Below are 20,018 nucleotides of genomic sequence, written 5' to 3' on the forward strand. Positions count from 1 at the left end.
TTTACAATTCTTAAGATGCCGCCGTCAGATCATTCAATAACAGCTTGTTAATGTTAAAAACACTCAGCGAACTGGCGTCGTTTACCTGTTTAGAGAAAGGTGCTGTGTTTACCTGAGCATGGCTGTCGGATTCCAATTTCACTTCTACGGGTATCACTGATGTCTCACCATTTTCATCAACTACGAGCACATGCAGCTCTATCTGTTGAGTGTCTCCAAGTACGTCTTTGTCTAGATTCAGCCGACCCGTCTCAAGGTCATATTCAACGCCTTCAGGCAACCCAATCCCATCTGCCGACATCACCGCTAGAATGGCTTTTTCCTCTTCTGACATCACACTGTCTAGTAATGAAAGTTGAGCGTTACTTATGCCTTGCGACCATTCTATGGACGTTGATCTATAGGACTGCAATGACGTTGTAGACTCGGTTTGTGCGCTGTCTAATTGAGTATTTTCAGTAGACGAAAGTGACGTGCTAAATGAATCGGAACCAAGTGTTGATGTGATAAGGGCGGTATTTGCAGAAACATCCATACCGCTTATTTGGTTGTCTAGTGAAGAAATATTTTGTGAATCGAACTGAGTAAAGTACTGCATTGCCGCTTCGCTTGGACTCACTGTCGCGCTACTTGGATTAGCGGTCGTTTCGCTCGTGTCTATTTGAGACGAACTGGGCGATGAGGGAACCACCATAGATTCCACCGTGAGCGTCACTTCAATTTGAGTGCTCTGACCTTTCGTATCGGTGGTTTGTATGACCACTAAAAATTCACCTGACTCGACCGCATTGCCAGAAATGACCAAGGTGTCTGAATTAAAACTTAAACCGTTTGGTAACCCAGTGACTTGCCACGTTAACGCATCATCCGAATCATCGGAGAACAATGTATTCAGTAGCTGAATACTTACCGATTCTGTTTCCGTGATAGTAGGAAATTGAAAGCTTCCTTCAATCTGTGGCGGTAGATTTTGTGCGACATTTAGCGCTATTTCGACAGAATTACTCGATGCGTCGCCGTCATTAATTGAGACGGTAAAAGACAAAGTAGCCGCTTGCGTGAGAGAGGTATTTTCAAAGGTTAGGCTTCTTGCTAGGGCGTTTACTTGATCTTGCGTTAGCGCGGATGAGATCGTGACTGAGAGAGTGCCGTCATCATTTACAAAGCGCCCAACCACCTCGCCTTGATACAATAAATTTTCACCGTCCAGTGTAAACTCACTGTCGCTTGCCAAACCGAAGGTATCGGAAGCATTGATGGTCGAACCTGAAAGCGTAATAGTTAGGCCTGAGTAATTGTCAGAGGCTGACATTTCTTCATCAAAAATAGTCAGTTCAGGAGCCAATACAACTGCATCAAAACCGATTTCATATAAGGACTCTTCACGCCCCGTCGCATCATAAATCGCAACGATATCAGTGCCTTGAAGGAACACATGACCCGCATCCGAAATAGAAAGATACGCTCCCTCAGACGACGCTCCTTGCATGATGCCCGCCTGCGTTAAGGATCCGTCTTCACCGATAATATAGCGGTATAAGCTGCTGTCAGAGGTCAATACGAACAACTTCTCGTTATCCGCAGACACGACTAAATCCGATAGGTTTTCGACAAGAATCGCCTCGTCAGTAACCAGTAGAAAGGATTCGCTTTCAGCATCATACGAATAGGTATAAATACTCGTATCGTTCACCACATAGATGTATTCACCGTCGTCTGTTGCTGCCACATGTGTGGTTGAACTCAATATGGCACTATTGCCAGCCGAGTCTTCACTGCCATCACGAATGTAAGCTTTCCATTCAAGGCCGGATTCCTCTTGTTCAAACACAATTAACGTAGAGGAACTAAAGTTCGTCGTTACAAATACATAGTTGCCTGAGACAGTAATACTACTAGGCTGCCACAAATAAGGCTCATTCCAGGCCCCCGCTATCTTTTGCACAAAGCTTAATTCACCAGTTTCGGCGTCACGAGTCATTTCACTTAACGCTGTACTGTTGATGTAATAAAAGTGCAGTCCATCTTCTGATAAGACAATGTCTTGAACGCCACTCACAGTGATTTCGTTGGTTTCATAGTCAGCAACAATCACTTGAGTATTCGACAACACAAGATCTTCTGATAACGAATACACGGCGATGACATCGCCCTCATTGCCAAGCAGATAAAGGTTTTGACCATCGGCCGTGGTAATTAATTTATCCACGGAATCAACACCATCAACGGAGGTTAGGGTGCTTTGATATTCCCATTCGCTGCTTTCATCGTTGAGGGTAAAGACCGCAATGTTGCCACTGCTGTCCGCCACATAAAGCACACCGCCGTCACTCGACACACTGGAGGCGCTAACATCCGTAAGACCTTCGGCCACACTTAACGTCTCAGTTAAAGACATTTCACCCGCCGCAATGGAAGCGTCTTGGGTCACCTCAGGCGTATCGTTGAGCGCTGTAATGTTAATTTGAGCCATCAGGATATTTGACGTTAGGCCAAATTGATCCGACAAAGTCACGGACACATTGACGGTCGACTCAGGCGTTTCGCTGCTGTTTTGGTATTGAATTTGGTTGAGAACATTTTGCACGTCTTCTGTGGTAGGGACAGTGCCGTTATCTTCCGTAAAAGTAATGGTTAAAACCCCATCCTCATTTGAAACAGTGGCAATCACCACACCGTCTTTTGTCAAAGAACTTCCTGTTAAAGCCAGCCCATTTGCCTCCTCAAATACCAGCTGATCGCTCGACGTTACGTCAGCTATAGACACAATTAATTCAGCACCGTGATAATTACCCTCCCCGTCGTTGTAGGCGTCCATTTGCGAATCTGTTAGAACAGCATCGGGGAACACTGACGTGGCGGCACCATTTTCTGTGTAAGCGATCTGATTGGTTGTGCTGGCTATGGTTGGAGCAACATTATCTTCATCTGCGGCGGCTAAGGTGATTGTGGTCGTACCATCGTACAAAGTGGTCGTTTCACCGATATCCGACTGGCTTGTGTACTCGATAATACTGAGGCTTACGGTTCGCTCTCCACTCGTGTCATCTCCCGTATATTTATAAGCAATACCATCAATAACTGACGCCGCATTTTCCGAAGAGTCCATGATATAAAGCGTCACCGTCATGACACCATCTTCTTCTGTGACGGAGTACGATGTATTGTCGACCGTTTGGGATGTTCCTGAAAAAGCTTCTAAGGTGATCTTACCGTTGCCTACTTTTAGTAGGTCATCGGCGGTGGCTCCTGTAATGGCGATCTGAACTTTCCAAATGGTCTGGTCTGCTTCTATGGTTTCGATGCTGGTATCGCTAAACAAGAGAGTGTAATCATCGCCGGTCTGGTAGGTTATCTCACTTGTGGTCGTGGAGACCTCCGCCGGATTATTCACCCCGATCAAATTCACTTGAACATTCATCGAGGTTTCATTGCCGTCCCCGTCATTGACCGTGATTGAAAAACTGGGACTGGCGCCATTCGCTACCGGATCATTACTTGAGTTGGAATAGGTGATTTGACGCAACACTTGTTGTGCCGTGGCTTGAGACGTTGAAGCCGTAAAAGACACGGTTAACACATTGTCTACCACCGTGAATGTCGCGATTTCATTTCCATCCTTGAGAATCTTTCCGTCTTCAAGTGTTAGGCTATTCGCCTCTTGAAAACCGAATTCATCTTCTTCTAACGCGCCAGATTCGCGGGTGATGGTGTAGCTGGCACCTTGATAGTCATCCAGTGCGTCCAGCTCCGAATCGCTGATGATGCCAGTGGGCAGCAATAGCGTACCTTGTTCACTTTCGGTGTAAGACGCCGCAGGGACATCAAAACTAAACGATAAAATGCCATCACTGATCACCACAAACAGTTTTGAATGATCTGCGCTTAAATAGGCTTGAGTGATGCTAGAAAAGTTCGCACCGAGATCGTTGTCAGAGCCATCAATAGTTTGAACTGCCGTTAGGTCAGCATTGTCATCTTGCAAGAAGACATCTATGTATGCGCCCATAACAAAAACCCCCGTACCGTCTTCCGACACTAAAATGGTTCTGGCTTCATCGGACACAGAATAAGTATCTGCCAAGGTCAATTCACCGGCATCGTCGTACGTCATGACCAATAAACTAGAGCCGTCGTTATCATTCAGCGCATAGACGGTTTGACCGTCAGCAGAAATTTTTACCGAATTGATAAAATACTGGTCGTCTTCTCCCGTTACGGAGCTGACGTAGGTAAGTGTGCCGTCGTCGTTTACATCAAAGAGTGTCACCGCATTCGAACCACCACTGGCTCCTACCACCAAACGAGTACCGTCTGCACTAATCGCAATACTGTTTGCGCCTGTTAGCCCAGAAACGCCTTCCGTATCATTACTGTATTGCGCAACAAGAGACAGCGCCCCATCATCATCTGATGATAAAACAAGGACTTGATCGCCTCCCGTGACGTACAAATAATCACCGGAGGTTTCTATATCGAAGACAAAACTGGATACGCCATCAATACCAAAGTCGGTTATTTCAGTACTGCTCAGGCGTGTTAACTCGCCCGTCTGCGTATCTCGACTAAACACAACTAAGCTGTTGTCGTCTTCACCAAACACATAGAGGTAGTTTTGATCTGACGACATACTGATCAAACTGGCGCCCGCCAAGCCTTCGTTTTGTACCACTTGGTCGTTAGTATAAGTCTCTAAATTGAACACGGACGTGTAGTTGTAATAGCTTTGCACTAAGGTTAATGAACCGTCTTCCGCCACGCTAAACACACTTAAAACGGAGGAATCAGTGCTCCATGAACTTGAGTTACTGCTCACGGCATAGACAAAATTTCCATCTTCAGAGACAGACACGTCTTCGGCCGCAGCCAATACATTAGAATACGTGCTTGAATCGTAATCGTTCGTCTCGTCGACATAATCAATGTTGGTTGACTCCACTTCCAAAGTGGCGGCACCAGCAGCATCGAACATCATTCTCTGCTCAAGGGCAAAGACCCCTAATGAACGCGATGGTTTGGCAAACAACATAGCAATACTCCTGCTCAGTGAATCTTTTTCCTGACGTTTTTTACTTTATTAAGCGTACGTAATAATTCTGTCGAATCTCTTCTGCGATCTCTTCAAGTAAGCTGTCAACTTGGCTTCTCCCTTCGGCAAAACTAGAAGAATCAGCAAAATACAAGCCGCCACCGCCACCCGCACATTCTCGTAATCCAGGGCCTGCAATGTCAGCAAATAAAGTCCTACCAAAATCTGCTGGGTCGCCCGGGCGAACACCGATGAAGAAAAACTTAATATTCTTATCTCTAAAACTCCGGCACACATCATGGAAGCGCTGGGCTGAAAAGGTTTTAGCTGAGTTTGTACCCGAACCTAAAACTTGATCAGAGTTGAAGTTATAAGCATCCGTGTCGAACCAATCTCCGGTCGTATTTGCCAACATCACCATCACCTTTACATTGCTCTTACTGTTACTGAAATCGAGCGGTAATTCGCTGTCCCCCCAGCCAGAGCTTCCTCGCATGTTTGGTGAGAGAGCATGGCCGGCCCACCCCATTGCAATGGCATAATTCACGTTGAATCGTGTCGACATTTCATCAAGGCGGGCATCAATCGCATCTAAGTCATTTGTTAAGGGTAAGAGTGGGGCATTAGGGCAGCCTTTATCCGCAACAATCCAGCGAACATCTTCAGCCACCGAACTTGGCCATAAGCTTGGGTTAGGGCCTACCCACGAAATGGGTGTCGCGCCGGGACTGCCGTTTTGAGGGAGATCATGACGGTAATACACCTCGAATTGACTGTCAGGCTGTTGATCCCAATAAAAATTCTCTCCTGCACCCAACCCACGATACATACAGAGCAACTTCGCTATGCGGTCTGGAAAACGAGGGTCCGCTAAACTGCGGACTTTTCCGGTCTTAAATAAGCTACGTAGTTCAGGTGGGTTCAAGGCTCCGGCGGCCGCCCATCTGGAGATTCGTTCCGGATCATCAGCATCATAGACATTCACGGTCTGACTAAATGGCACTAAAGACAGCCAGACTTTTTGTGTGGTCTTAGACGCATCCGTATCTTCCCCAAGAAGGTTTCGAGCAAAGTTTTTCCCCAGTTTTCGCAAAGCGACCAGCTCAGGTTCATCCTCTGTTAGGGTATTTGGCAATAACAAGGCGACTTCTGTGGGAGTAGACACCACTTCAACCGTTGAAGAAATAACCTGATCTTCCGTCTGTGCATTCAATAAATCAGATTGAGTATTGAGCGTGACGGTAACGGTAAAAGTAGGGTGGCCATCGTTCGTACCCTGCGTGACAGAAATGGAAGTTGTATCAATTTGATCTATAAGGCCTGAATCCATACCAAGGTTATTCAGCACATAGCCTTGGGCAATGGAATCTAGATCGGTTTCATCATCGTTGTTATTTCGCAGTTGTATCTGACCAATCGCAAGAGCGGCAGCGTCAGTGGCACGTTTTAGCTGTCCGGCAGTATTCACCATTCGAGTCGTATCGAGCGCAAATGAAAACCCCACAAGCGCACCTACTAATATCAGCACAATAAAAGGTAAGGCTGCGCCAGAATCGCCTTTTAAAAAAGTGCTTAATGCATGTCGTATAGTCGAGGCATAGGTATGCCAGCAAAAGGTTTTCATCAACAACGAAACTCTCAAGAGTGATTCAATATAATGTCGGGAGAGGTTAGTGCAGATGATAACTATTCGCAATAAAATAACGATTTGGCTTTATTAATAATCATTAATATTCATTTTAAGCAAAAAAAAAGCCTCTCTAATCAAATAATTAGAGAGGCTTTATCGAAACAAGGTGCCCGCGTTAATCGAGCTTATATCATTGACTACACTTTAAAATAGGACAATGAACGTTTTTGGGATTCCGCAAGTTCGGATAACTCATGAGATGCCTGCAGAGTCTCATTAATGGACGTCATGTTTTGGCTAACTGACTGATATGTCTGATCTGTGATTCGCGCAATGTCCTCTGTCACGCTTAGCTGCTCATGCGAGGCCGCTGCCACTAACGTATTCACGTCTGAAATCGATTGCACGGCTTTGGATATGTCTTCAAATGACGCCTGTACTTGCGTTGCTAATGACACGGATTCCTGAATCAAGGTCACGTTGCTGCCCATATTATTATTAGCGCGTTCAGATTGAGACTGCAGCTTTTCAATGATACCTTGGATATTGACCGTGGATTCTTGAGTTTTTGACGCCAGATTACGAACCTCATCTGCCACAACAGCAAAGCCACGACCTTGTTCACCGGCTCGCGCGGCTTCAATCGCGGCATTTAGCGCCAGAAGATTGGTTTGCTCTGAAATGCCACTAATCACTTCTGTCACCGTACCAATTTCCAACGCAAACTGACGCAGTTCATCGACAATTTGAGCCGTTTCCGCAAAAGACGTATTAATTTGATCGGTTAATTGAATGTTTCGATCTAAGGTTAACTGACCACTCGCGGCATTTTCTTGTGCGCGTTTTGCCTCGCTTTCGGCGACCACCGCTTTCTCGCTCACTTCTTGAGAGGCTGAGTTCAGCTCTTTTAATGACGAAGTAATCTGCTCAATTTGAGAAAGCTCTTGTTGTGCATTCGATTGTGTTCCTTCCATCACAGAGTTCAACTCTAATGACGCCGCCGCAACATTTTCTGAGATACCATGAGATGTCTTGATCAAAAATGATAACTGGCCGGACAAATCAACGAAGGACTGATAAATTCCTGTTTCTTGGCCTGTCTTTTGGAAGCTCTTCGTCAAATCACCTTTGGCCATTCCTTCAATTAATTCAGCAATGTCTTCAGGTGTTCCACCAACAGGTTTCAGTACTAATTTATTGATCACCACATACAAAATCCCTATGGCAATCACGATACTAAGCAAACCTAACATCAAGGCAAAAATCAGCTGTTTATTTGCCGCGGCATAAATATCTTCATCTTTAGACAATACAACAAACTGCCAGCCAGTTACGTCTAATTTGCCCCAAAAACCAGTTAAATCAATATTTTCATCAAAGCTCTCAATAAATGGAGAGTAAGAAATTTCCCGATTTTTCTCATTCAATGCTTTATAAGCGGGCAGCATTTCAAAAATATTTTTACCAATATCTTTTGGATTATGTGACACTAAAACAGTGCCATCAGCGGTGTATAAAAACATGCCTTCTGTTTCAGCATACTGCTCTAGAACAGCACTCAACAGAACAGTCGACACTACCGCAAAGTCATCATTTACCTTTTGCGCCATGGCGATAATTTCATTTCCTGTTAAGGCAGATTTAAACGGCTTTGAAACAAATTCGCCTTTTCCTTCTCTAAACATTGCATTATAAAAAGGTCTGTTCATTTCCTTGGCGTTGAAATTGAACTTGTTGCCTTCTGCCCCACCATATAGCTCACCTTCTTTATTAAGAATGGCAATGGAGTCCGTAATACCTTTCTGTGAGCGAGTTAATGCTCTCAACTGGATCTGTGCAGCGGGAGATAACTTACCCGTTTGAATGTCATCATAAGTCAAATCAATCGAAGTAAGCATTTTTTGATAGCCATTGATTCTCGTTGTCAACTCTGCCGCAATCGTTTCATTTCTTGCCTGTAATATTGATTTATTCAAAGCTACCGATTCAACCTTGAACGATTCATAATTAATAATCGTAAACAAACTAACGATTGCGATTATGATTGCGCTCAAGGTACCAAAAATTTGTATTTGAAATTTATTCATTCACACTCATTCCTCTAAAATCTAACCCAACTCTATAGCGCTAATGTGTTTCACTAATAGAGTATTTGCCCCCTTTGAAGAAAGAGTCACAAAAACTGATCTAATTTTGACCAAAAAACTAATGACAACCTACTTATTTCCTGTAAGTTTGCTTTATAATTGGTAAGACTACGTAAATTGAAGGCACTCAAGTCAAACAATTGATCGTTATTTCTTCAAAACAAAACGGGAAGCCTCTTCATAAGTTGGCTCAGCTGCACTGGATAAGTCGCCAATTAAATGTCCAGCTTGGTCGAAGTCGTATCATTATTAATCGATACCTTAACAATTTGAGCAATGTGCTCCGCAATCCTAGAAGCTTCTTGTACTTGTTTATCAACCAAGTCAGCTAAGCCTTGTAATCTCTGTTTGGCCACCTGCGCATCGGTTTCTAACTGGCTAAGTGGGTGACGTCACCTTCAATCTGAGTCACACCTTGATGCATTTTCTCCTGTCCATGAGGCATCTCAGACAAAATTTGTGTCGATAATTGCCTGATTTTAATAATCATGGTGTCCATTGAGGCCGCCATTTCATTCAACTTTGCCACAGAGCGAGCGGTTTCTTCGACTTATCTAGCCTCTGTATCCAATTTCAATTCACCGCTTAATTCTACTAACGCGACATACTAATCCACTACGCGACTAATATTATTGCTGGGCAAAACGTAAAAAACCTTACGGACAAGAACAGAGCGAACAACAACCAATAACAAAACCACAGCCGGTCACTTTTAAGATTAGATAGATCGAAAATTTCTTACAAAAAAGCCAACATAAACATGTTGGCTTTGAATAACACACGTCTTTGAATCATGCTAACGCAGTCTTTTAAACGGCAAGGTATAAGCAATCAAGAACAACAAGGCCGCACATACCACAACGCTTGGGCCTGTTGGTGTATCCCAACGATAAGATGCCCACAAGCCACCACATACAGACAAACAACCAATCAAGCTAGCAAACGACGCCATTTGTACCGGAGTACTTGATAGCTTACGCGCCGTCGCAGCTGGAATAATCATCAAAGACGTTATCAGCAAAACACCGACTATCTTCATCGCCACAGCAATCACTAAAGCCACCAGCAACATAAGCAATAATCGAATCGCTTCAACCGGATAGCCTTCCACTTTAGCCAGCTCTTCGTTCACCGTCACCGCCAATAACGGCTTCCAAAAAGTCACCAACAGCGCAATAACCGCCAAACCACCACCATAAATCCAATACACATCAACTTGGCTAATGGCCAATAGATCCCCGAACAAATACGCCATCAAATCAATACGAATGTTATCGAGAAAGCTGACCGCGACCAAGCCAAGAGACAAAGCAGAATGGGCCAGAATCCCCAGAAGAGTATCCGTCGCAATAATGTGTTTCTTCTGTAAAGTAACCAGCACCAATGCCAAACCCACACACAAAACAATAATGGCAAGATTCAAATTGATGTCTAATAAAAAACCTAACGCGACGCCCAACAAAGCCGAATGTGCCAAGGTATCCCCAAAATATGCCATGCGTCGCCACACAACAAACGCCCCTAACGGGCCAGCGACAGACGCCACACCCAATCCGCCTAACAAGGCTCTGAGCAAAAGATCTAACATACGATTACGAACTCCAAAATCTACTAACTGGGGGTATTAATGATGTTTACAATTGGCGTGCGCATCATCATCCTTGCCAGACAAAATACCACCATGATCATCGTGCACATGATCATGCTGATGGGCATAAATTGCGATGGATTCATCTGCACCAGGCACACCAAACAAAGCTTGGTAAGCTGGATGACCGGTGACATGTTGTGGGCTACCTGAACAGCAAACATGTTGATTGACACACACCACAGTATCTGTTTTCGCCATTACCAGATGCAGATCATGAGACACCATTAACACGCCACAATTGAGCTCATTACGAATATTTTCAATCAGGTTATAAAGCTCCACCTGACCATTTACATCCACACCTTGCACTGGCTCGTCTAGCACCAACAAATTAGGTCTATTCAACAAAGCTCGTGCCAACAAAACGCGCTGAGTTTCACCACCAGACAACACATGCACTTGTGATCTCAGCAAATGACCAATGCCAAGTTTCTCTAACGTAGGCAGAATTTGCTGTTTATCAACGCCACGAACTAAGGCCAAAAAATGCTTTACCGTTAACGGCAAAGTCGGATCGATATGCAGCTTTTGTGGCATATAGCCGATACGCAACGTCTTGTGCCTTACTATTTCACCTGATGTGGCCTCTTGTAGACCTAGCAAGGTGCGAATCAATGTACTTTTTCCGCTACCATTGGGGCCGATCAGGGTAACAATCTCACCTTCGCTAATCGTCATTTCAATGTTTTCGAGTAGTACCCGACCATCAAACGAGATACCAATTTTATCAAAAGCGACCAATCGTTTATTCACGCGCTTGCTCCTGCAGGTTTCGCCTTACATTTTGCGCATAAGCCTGTTAATTCAATGGTTTCTGCGCGTAGCTCAAACCCTTGATGAGTCGCTTTTTCAATCAATGCGGCGTGAATATCTTGGTAATCAAATTCCATAACATTGTGGCATTCGTCACAAATTAAGAAATACCCTTTGTGGGCTTTGTCTGCATGAGCACAGCCCAAGTAAGCGTTCATCGATTCCACTTTGTGAATCAAACCAGCACCCAATAAAAAATCCAACGCGCGATACACAGTTGGTGGCGCAGAGTTAAAGCCCTCTTCTGCTAGCTTCGCCAATAGCTGATAAGCGCCAAGTGGGCGATGGCTTTCCCAGATCAATTCCAAAGCGCGTCGACGTACTTTCGTCAAACGCTGGCCTTGCTGGGCACACAAAATTTCCGCCGTATCTAACGCCGTATCAATACAGTCGTTATGATTATGATGCGTATGTGGTGAGTCTTCATGCTTCATTAGAAAGCCCTTCCTACATTACTTAAGTAACTCCAAATCATTGAAGTACTGATGATGATCAAAGCGAAAGCAGCAATAAAACCAAAAGCACGCGACACTCGTTGTCGCCAAACGCGATGCTCACTACTTAACGCAAAACCGGTATCTCGAACAAAAACGCTAACGCCTGCCAATGCAGAAACCGTAATAGCCGTTCCTAGCGCCATGGCAAAAGTAGCCACCAGGCCCCAGACAAAAATGCCCGTACTTAGAGAAAATAACAAAACCAAAATAGCCCCTGTACAAGGGCGAATACCCACTGCCGCTACCATCGCCCAAATACTACGACGAGCAGTCTTCGCTTCGTCTGTATGATGCGTACAACATGCATGAGAATGGCCGTGGTGGTGATCATGAGAATGGTCGTGATGCTCTTCAAGGTGATCTTGTGAATGGCTTTCTTCTGAGTGATCATGACCACAACCTGACTGGCCACGTAATAAACGTACAAGAATCCACACACCAATCAAGCCAACTGCAGCAAAACTCGCCACTTCAAAAAAGCGACTGATTTGCATGGCTTTTCCGGCCAAGGAAAACACTTGGCTCAGCACGACAATCACCAACACCGCCATTAAAGCCTGAACGCCAGCGCATACAAATGCCAAGCTAATACCACGACGTAAAGGCGCTTTACTCGCCAGCATATACGCCGAAATTACCGCCTTACCGTGCCCCGGCCCTGCCGCATGAAACACGCCATAAAAGAAGCTCGTCGAGATTAATCCCCACAACAAAACCGGACTGCCGCCTTTACTGATAGAACGAACTAAAGACACCAATTCACGATGAAAAGTAGCCTGTTGAGAAATAACCCATTGGATAAAATCTTGGTACACCGCAAAATCCATAGAGGCATAAAGAGGCGAGTTGAGACATAAAAAAGATAACAATAAAAAAGCGACGTTCTTTGCCATAATTGGCTCTCACCGAAATTGGATATAATTTTGTTATGATATAACAACTAAAACCCAAGGAGAAGCCAAAGCCTAGAAACGCCGCATTTTGTACAATGTTTAATTCATCATTACATATTAATTAACGACAGGATGTAAAAAGCCCATCACGCCGCTCATAAAGATTTGTGCTGCCATGGCCGCCAAAATCAACCCAGTAATTTTTGACAATACGTTCAAGCCTGTCCGACCCAGTATCTTCTCAATCAAAGAACCAGAATACAAAATAAGCACTAAAGTACCTAATGCCAACAACAAGCCGCACAAGCCAATAAACAAATCCCAGCCTTGTAGCTCAGCACCATAAACCAGAATCGTACCTATGGTCGCAGGCCCGATAATCGTTGGTACGGCCAATGGCACAACAGATATATCGTCACGCTCTTCGCTTGGCATGCCAACCGCATGGTTGCGAGTACCGTCACGCACCAAACTCAAAGCAGACATAAACAGCAAAATACCAGAACCAATCCGGAAAGAGTCTAACGTGATGCCTAACACAGCGAACAAACTGCCACCAAAAAATAGCAGCACAATAGAAATCGCCACTGAGGCAATAATGGCTTTATTTGCCACCTGCCGACGAGAAGCTGACGATTCCCCGCGCGTTAACGCAAGAAACATAGACAACACAAAAAACGGCGCAAAGAGAAAGAAAAACTTAATCCAAGTCGAGATCAATAAACTCATTTAAGGGAATCACCAGAAAAGCACACAGTTACGCGATCAGCGTTGACTCAGTGCGAGTTTTACACCAAAGCCCAACAGCAATACGCCGGTTAAGCCATCTAAGACAAACGCCACTTTTGGTCGCGCCAGCCAAACTCGCGCTTTATGTACCATAAGCGCAAGAAACGTTTGCCACAACATCGCTATGATAAAGTGAAGTGAGGCCATAAAAAGAGATTGAACCAACGCAGAATGACTCGGATCAATAAATTGCGGCAAAAATGCCATGTAGAAAATAATCGGCTTTGGATTAAGAACGTTAGATAAAACACCTTGACGAAAACTGCCCCACGCCGTCAGTAATTTAGGATTTTTTGCGTCTTTAAACGTCATACCAACAGGCTTCATTGCACTGCGAATGGCTTGCACGCCCAAGTACACAAGATAGGCCGCACCCACCAACTTAAATGCAGTGAACAAACCAGCAGAACCAAGCAAAATCACAGACAAACCTAATGCTGATACTGTTGCATGGGCGAATAATCCCATGCATATTCCTAAACTGGTCAAAAAGCCCAAGCGCCAACCACCTGACGCAGCATTACGCATGACCAAAATAGTATCCACGCCCGGACTCATCGTCAGTACCGCGATAGCCGCTAAGAAAGGCAACCATTGAAAATGCTCTAACATGTATTTCAGCCTTTATTTATAAGTGATATATGAGCACTTTTTAGTCTATTTTTAACAAGATTGCCATCAGTATATAGACGTGAAAAGACTCAATTAAGGTTCACAGGTCAAATCGACCCACACAGCTACCGACGTTTCTGTTGCTTCACGTTCAATCGGTGTACAAATCTCAGATAAGGCGCCAGACAAACGCACTAGGCCTTCTTCCAAAGGCTCCATAGCAAAATACAATTCATCGTCGCCAAAGGCCAGACTTAAAGTCGATGTTTCAAGATTCACAGGGGCTGGCAAATCAATCCCTAAACGAATCCACAATATTTGATCGCGGATACGGACGTCGATAATACGCACGCTTTTTTGTACCAAATCAACGCCATCTTGCTTCATTTTGATAAAATAACCGTATTTATCAAAACTCTTCAGCACTTCGATCATATCCAGCTTTTCTTGGCCTTTCAGTTCTCCATCACTGTCGACATCGTATTCGGCAATCAAGCTTGTGGACGTAAAAAGGTCTAAACTCCATGTTGCCTCAAGCGTATTAATACTCTCTTGATCTACCTTGACTCGGTACTGCGAATCCACCCAAACATGAGGATGCGCCATGGCTGATCCAGCAAACAAAACGGTAACGCACAAACACAATAAAAAACGCATCGCTATCACCTTTTTGAAAATGGCTCTCTAAAAAACAGCGCTCTAAAAAAACAGCGCTCTAAAAAAACAGAGCTTTATTGGAACTCAACTAAGCTCGGAGCATAACGCACTCGTGCTTCTAAAATACGTTGAAACTCAAGCGGGTCATGTTGTTGAGCCAAACGTTCAGGGTCGTGCTTCGCGCCATGCCATGCTTCTAAGCGAGACAACCAAAAACGCAGCGCGGCTATTTTCAACATATAAGGCCAAGCCAACACTTCTTCTGGGCTGGCTTCACGCTCGTGCAAATAGGCCTTTATTAACGCCTTATATTTGGCTTTATCCAATTCGCCCGTCGCCATATCAGAACACCAATCATTGACTACAATAGCCAAATCGTACATCACCCAAGAATGGCAAGCATTGTAGAAATCAATAATGGCAGACAATTTATTGTCTTCGAACAGGGTGTTGTTATAGAACAAATCCCCATGGATGGTGGTTTTTGGTAAGTCAGGATGTTGCGCAATAAAATCGTCAAATTCAGCGATTTGAGACAACAATAATTGCGCTTGTTCTGGTTCTAACTGGTCAGCAATGGCTTTGCTGGTTTTGTGCCACCAAGCCACGCCACGGTGACTATCACGATGCACGGGGAAATCTTCGCCAGCAATATGCAATTTCGCCAAGGCTTCACCCATTAATCGGCAGGAGTTTTCATCCGTACCTTTTAGCTCTCCACCGGGAAAACAGTCAACTATAATAGTCGGACGACCATTGACTTCACGTAGTCGCTCACCATGAATGTCAATCAAAGCAGCTGGAACATTAAAACCTTTGTGTTTTAAATGGGCTACAACGTCTAAAAAGTACGGTACTTCGTCTAAATCAAACTCTTCAAACAAGGTCACCACATACTTTCCAGTAGTTGTCGTCAGAAAGTAGTTGGTGTTTTCTACCCCTCCGGAAATGCCTTGGAACGAAACCAGTTCACCTAAATAATAATCGGCCACTAAGGCACGCATGTCAGAGTCCGAAAGGGAAGTGTAAACAGCCAAGATTTTACCTATTGTTGTCGAAAAGAGATGGAATAAAAAATAATTGTCTATGCTCTACAATTAACTCCGAAAGGTCAATTCTAACTAACGTAAATTGGCCTTTTTATGTGCACATTTTATCGAGCAATCCACTTTTCTGTTACCAGCACGTTAATTAAAGAGACATGTCGTCACCAAGGAGCCACAGCAAATTCTGCAGAAGCCATCTATTATTAGAAAACAGACTCAAACAAAAGACTTTTATAATGAAACATGACGATGAAACAAAGATCACTGTTTCAGCCGTTTATCGGCTGCTTATCGCTTCTTTTTTCACTAGCGCCGCCTTCGCCATTTTTTTTAATGTCTACCCGTCCGCGCACATCATAGACTCAATCATTCCAAGTCTTGATGCGCTTATGCTGTTTATCGTCTTGATCTATTATCGCTACAACCCACATACAGACATCAACAAAATCATTATTTTTTATGTGGTTTTTTTCATTTTGACCTTTTCGCCTTCCACTATTTATTACGTGGTGATGTCATGGCGAAGTGAATGGCGCTTTATAGATGTGTACCCACCGATTAGCGGATTAATAATGGCGGTTATTATACTGGGCATTATCATGTTGCCAAAGCAATATAAGCGCTACATCATGCTCATGTGGGCATCCATTGCTATACCTATTATTTGCTACCTGCTCAGTCATCCTGAAGAACTACAAACACCTCGTGGCTATGAACTCATAGGTACTTTTGGCCCTGCGAGTTTATTGCTCTACCTTGTTTTTCCCTATCAAAAAAGCATTCGTCGGCACATCAACAAAGTCACTGGTGATTTACGCCGTTACGAACAAGAAGCAGGTCGAGATTATTTAACCGATATATACAACCGTAGAGGTTTAAGTTTTTGGTTAGAGCAACTAAAACAGGATGATAAAATTGGCGTACTGCTGATTGATGTAGACCATTTCAAACAAATAAATGATCGCTATGGTCACTCAATTGGTGATCGCGTGTTGGTTGAAATTGCGTCGCGCCTTCGCACTATTTACTTTGAAAAGCACACTATAGCGCGTTGGGGCGGAGAAGAGTTTGCTGTAATATTGCTCAACCCCAAAGCCAACACACTGCCTTTTATTGGTTCTATGTTTCAACATACATTAGGCACCTTACCCTATAAATCCGTAGGAAAAGTCACCGCCAGTGTTGGCATCTCAACCATTGAACATCACGATGATTTCTTAAAACTCATCGAACAAGCTGATAAAGCACTCTATACAGCAAAAAATAATGGTCGCAACCAATCCATTATGTACAGCGACAAGCTAACACAACCCTACCCAAAAGCGAGTTAGTCCGGCCGCAAAACCTGCTTTCAAAACTTATCTGCCATTTAGACTGTAAAAACACGCTCAAACACATAGAATAGACAGCATATTTGCCGATTCACAAAGAGGTTCTATTTTGGCTACGGATTCTACGACACAAACACCGATGATCTTGGTAGACGGTTCGTCTTACCTTTACCGAGCATTCCACGCGATTCCACCGATGAGCACCAGCAGCGGCCACCCGACCAACGCCACGCGCGGTGTGATCAGCATGATCCGCAGCCTAATCAAAACCTACCCAGATTCCCCCATGGTCATCATCTTCGATGCCAAAGGCAAAACTTTCCGCGACGACATTTACAGCGAATACAAAGCGCACCGTCCGCCGATGCCTGACGATCTACGCCCACAAATCGAACCGATTCATCGCATGGTCGAAGCCATGGGCTTGCCACTGGTTATCATCGACAACGTAGAAGCCGACGACGTCATCGGCACCATCGCCAAACAAGTGGGCGAAGCCGGCCGCGAAGTTATCGTTTCCACGGGCGATAAAGACATGGCACAACTGGTTACCGACAAAGTCACTCTTGTGAACACCATGAACAACACCGTCATGGACATCCAAGGCGTGAAAGACAAATTCGGCATTCCGCCGGAACTCATTATCGATTACCTCGCTCTGATGGGCGACAAAGTCGATAACATTCCTGGCGTACCAGGCGTAGGCGAAAAAACCGCCCTCGCCTTGCTGCAAGGTTTAGGCAGCATCAAAGAGATATACACACGCTTAGACGAGATCGCCGCATTGGGCTTTCGTGGTTCAAAAACCTTGAAGCAAAAAATGGAAGACAACAAAGAGATGGCCGAGCTGTCTTACACCTTGGCGACCATCAAATGCGACGTAGAACTGCCCTTCGAACCTCAAGAACTGAAAAACGGTGAAGCCGACAAAGGAACCCTACGTGAATGGTTCACCAAGCTGGAGTTTAAAACCTGGCTAACCGACCTAGACAAAGCACCAAGCGTGGAAACCGCCAGCGACACAGTGGGCAACGACGGTCAAGTAGAAACGCCAGTTAAATCCACCCTAGAAGCCAACTACGACACCGTCTTAGACAAAGCCAGCTTCAACCTATGGCTAGAAAAAATCCAAGCCGCTGACCTTGTCGCCTTCGACACAGAAACCACCTCGCTGAACTACATGGCAGCGGAACTGGTTGGCTTGTCCTTCTCCATCAAAGCAGGCGAAGCGGCCTATGTACCTGTTGCCCATGACTACGAAGGCGCGCCAGAGCAGCTGGACCGCGATTGGGTGTTAGAGCAGCTGAAACCTTGGCTAGAAGACGGCAGCCAAGCGAAAGTCGGCCAACACCTAAAATACGACGCCAACGTATTGAACAACTATGGCATCACCTTGCGCGGCATCGCTTACGACACCATGTTGGAATCTTACGTGTACAACTCGGTTAGCTCTCGTCACGACATGGACACATTGGCCAGTAAATTCCTCGGCCACACCAATGTGAGCTTTGAAGACATCGCCGGCAAAGGCGCCAAGCAAAAAACCTTTAACCAAATCGACTTAGAAGTGGCTGCTTTTTACGCCGCAGAAGACGCCGACATCACCTTACGCTTGCATGAAGCCATTTGGCCGAAAATCGACACCACGCCAGAACTGGTCAGCATTTTCAAAGACATCGAATGCCCACTGATTCCCGTCTTGGCAAAAATGGAACAAACCGGCGCCTTGATCGACCCAGAACTGCTTCACGCCCAAAGCGCAGAAATCGCTGGCAAGCTGCAAGAGCTGGAAATCAAAGCCCATGAAGAAGCAGGCGAAAGCTTCAACCTAAGCTCGCCGAAACAACTGCAAGTCATCTTGTTCGAAAAACAAGGCTTGCCAGTGATCAAGAAAACCCCAAAAGGCCAGCCATCGACCGCCGAGCCAATCTTGCAAGAACTGGCGCAAGACCACGAACTGCCACGTTTGATCATGGAACACCGCACTCTGTCTAAGTTGAAATCCACTTACACAGACAAACTGCCAGAAATGATCCAGAAAACCGGCCGCATTCATACGTCTTACCACCAAGCCATTACCGCGACGGGGCGTTTGTCATCCACCGATCCGAACTTGCAGAACATCCCGATTCGTTCAACCGAAGGTCGCCGTATTCGCCAAGCGTTCGTCGCGCCTAAAGGCTACAAGCTAGTCGCGGCCGATTACTCGCAAGTGGAACTGCGCATCATGGCGCACTTGTCGCAAGATCCGGGCCTATTAGACGCCTTCACCAAAGACGCCGACGTGCACAAAGCCACCGCAGCGGAAGTCTTCGAAGTTAGCTTAGACGAAGTCACCACAGAACAACGCCGCCGCGCCAAAGCCATCAACTTCGGCTTGATCTACGGCATGTCCGCCTTTGGCCTAGCGAAACAGCTTGGTATTGGTCGCCCAGAAGCGGGCAAATACATCAAACGCTACTTCGAACGCTACCCAGGCGTACAGCAATACATGGAAAACACCCGCGAAAGCGCGAAAGAAAAAGGCTACGTAGAAACCATCTACGGCCGCCGCTTGTACCTGCCAGACATCAAAGCGAAAAACGCCATGATGCGCCAAGCCGCCGAACGCACCGCCATCAACGCGCCCATGCAAGGCTCCGCCGCCGACATCATCAAACGCGCCATGATCAACATGCATAACTGGCTCGCCGACACCGACCTAGACGTGAAAATGATCATGCAAGTACACGATGAACTCATCTTCGAAGTGGCTGAGAAAGATTTAGAGGCTGCGCAGGCAAAGATTGTCGACATCATGCAGAATAGTAGTCAGATTGATGTGCCTTTATTGGTAGAAGCGGGAGTTGGGGATAACTGGGACGAGGCGCATTAGAGCGTCTCTATTTAATAAAAATAGCACTGCCTGATTTGTTATTCCATT

General features: G+C 45.2%; 15 protein-coding genes. 2 read left to right on the top strand and 13 right to left on the bottom strand.

Translation table 11 applies throughout. The annotated features are described in order from the left end of the window. Window positions 1-10: 10 nt before the first annotated feature. The 13 genes from DFP80_RS07720 to DFP80_RS07770 all read right to left on the bottom strand — a co-directional run bounded on the left by DFP80_RS07720 (window position 11) and on the right by DFP80_RS07770 (window position 15,755). Window positions 11-5,029, bottom strand: a complete 5,019-nt coding sequence (locus DFP80_RS07720) for a beta-propeller fold lactonase family protein (RefSeq protein ID WP_113916224.1) — start codon at window positions 5,027-5,029, stop codon at window positions 11-13. Window positions 5,030-5,069: 40 nt separating this feature from the next. Next, window positions 5,070-6,653, bottom strand: a complete 1,584-nt coding sequence (locus DFP80_RS07725) for a TadE/TadG family type IV pilus assembly protein (protein WP_113916225.1) — start codon at window positions 6,651-6,653, stop codon at window positions 5,070-5,072. 203 nt (window positions 6,654-6,856) lie between these two features. Further along, window positions 6,857-8,746 carry a methyl-accepting chemotaxis protein gene (locus DFP80_RS07730; RefSeq protein WP_113916226.1) on the bottom strand — a complete coding sequence of 630 codons (1,890 nt, stop codon included), beginning with the start codon at window positions 8,744-8,746 and terminating at the stop codon, window positions 6,857-6,859. Window positions 8,747-9,021: 275 nt separating this feature from the next. Then, window positions 9,022-9,162, bottom strand: coding sequence for a hypothetical protein (locus DFP80_RS20815; RefSeq protein ID WP_220150916.1), 141 nt, complete (start codon window positions 9,160-9,162; stop codon window positions 9,022-9,024). A 14-nt stretch (window positions 9,163-9,176) separates the two neighbouring features. Further along, a complete protein-coding gene (locus DFP80_RS20640) occupies window positions 9,177-9,335 on the bottom strand; it encodes a hypothetical protein (RefSeq protein WP_158601358.1) in 159 nt (52 codons plus the stop codon). A 267-nt stretch (window positions 9,336-9,602) separates the two neighbouring features. Further along, complete coding sequence (gene znuB, locus DFP80_RS07735; protein WP_113916227.1) at window positions 9,603-10,394, bottom strand: zinc ABC transporter permease subunit ZnuB; 792 nt, start codon at window positions 10,392-10,394, stop codon at window positions 9,603-9,605. Between the two features lie 36 nt (window positions 10,395-10,430). After that, entirely contained in the window at window positions 10,431-11,210 is a 780-nt protein-coding gene (gene znuC, locus DFP80_RS07740) for a zinc ABC transporter ATP-binding protein ZnuC (protein ID WP_113916228.1), read from the bottom strand. Next, a complete protein-coding gene (locus DFP80_RS07745) occupies window positions 11,207-11,704 on the bottom strand; it encodes a Fur family transcriptional regulator (protein ID WP_113916229.1) in 498 nt (165 codons plus the stop codon). The genes znuC and DFP80_RS07745 overlap by 4 nt, the downstream gene beginning before the upstream one ends. Continuing rightward, window positions 11,704-12,660, bottom strand: coding sequence for a nickel/cobalt transporter (locus DFP80_RS07750; RefSeq protein ID WP_113916230.1), 957 nt, complete (start codon window positions 12,658-12,660; stop codon window positions 11,704-11,706). The genes DFP80_RS07745 and DFP80_RS07750 overlap by 1 nt, the downstream gene beginning before the upstream one ends. A 117-nt stretch (window positions 12,661-12,777) precedes the next feature. After that, window positions 12,778-13,389: a MarC family protein gene (locus tag DFP80_RS07755; protein WP_113916231.1), complete on the bottom strand. Its 612-nt coding sequence runs from the start codon at window positions 13,387-13,389 to the stop codon at window positions 12,778-12,780. Between the two features lie 36 nt (window positions 13,390-13,425). Then, complete coding sequence (locus DFP80_RS07760) at window positions 13,426-14,061, bottom strand: LysE family translocator (protein ID WP_113916232.1); 636 nt, start codon at window positions 14,059-14,061, stop codon at window positions 13,426-13,428. Window positions 14,062-14,154: 93 nt separating this feature from the next. Then, the gene (locus DFP80_RS07765) at window positions 14,155-14,718 is read right to left on the bottom strand and encodes a DUF1007 family protein (RefSeq protein WP_113916233.1); all 564 of its coding nucleotides are present in this window, start codon (window positions 14,716-14,718) and stop codon (window positions 14,155-14,157) included. Window positions 14,719-14,792: 74 nt separating this feature from the next. After that, a complete protein-coding gene (locus DFP80_RS07770) occupies window positions 14,793-15,755 on the bottom strand; it encodes a homoserine kinase (RefSeq protein ID WP_113916234.1) in 963 nt (320 codons plus the stop codon). A gap of 245 nt (window positions 15,756-16,000) precedes the next feature. On the opposite strand from DFP80_RS07770, the gene DFP80_RS07775 reads away from it, so the two are divergent. Both DFP80_RS07775 and polA read left to right on the top strand, forming a co-directional pair. Next, window positions 16,001-17,095, top strand: a complete 1,095-nt coding sequence (locus DFP80_RS07775; protein ID WP_241560235.1) for a GGDEF domain-containing protein — start codon at window positions 16,001-16,003, stop codon at window positions 17,093-17,095. Window positions 17,096-17,234: 139 nt separating this feature from the next. Beyond that, window positions 17,235-19,970 carry a DNA polymerase I gene (polA, locus tag DFP80_RS07780; protein WP_113916340.1) on the top strand — a complete coding sequence of 912 codons (2,736 nt, stop codon included), beginning with the start codon at window positions 17,235-17,237 and terminating at the stop codon, window positions 19,968-19,970. Window positions 19,971-20,018 lie beyond the last annotated feature (48 nt).

The organism is Marinomonas rhizomae (genome assembly GCF_003315485.1).
Lineage (GTDB): Bacteria > Pseudomonadota > Gammaproteobacteria > Pseudomonadales > Marinomonadaceae > Marinomonas > Marinomonas rhizomae.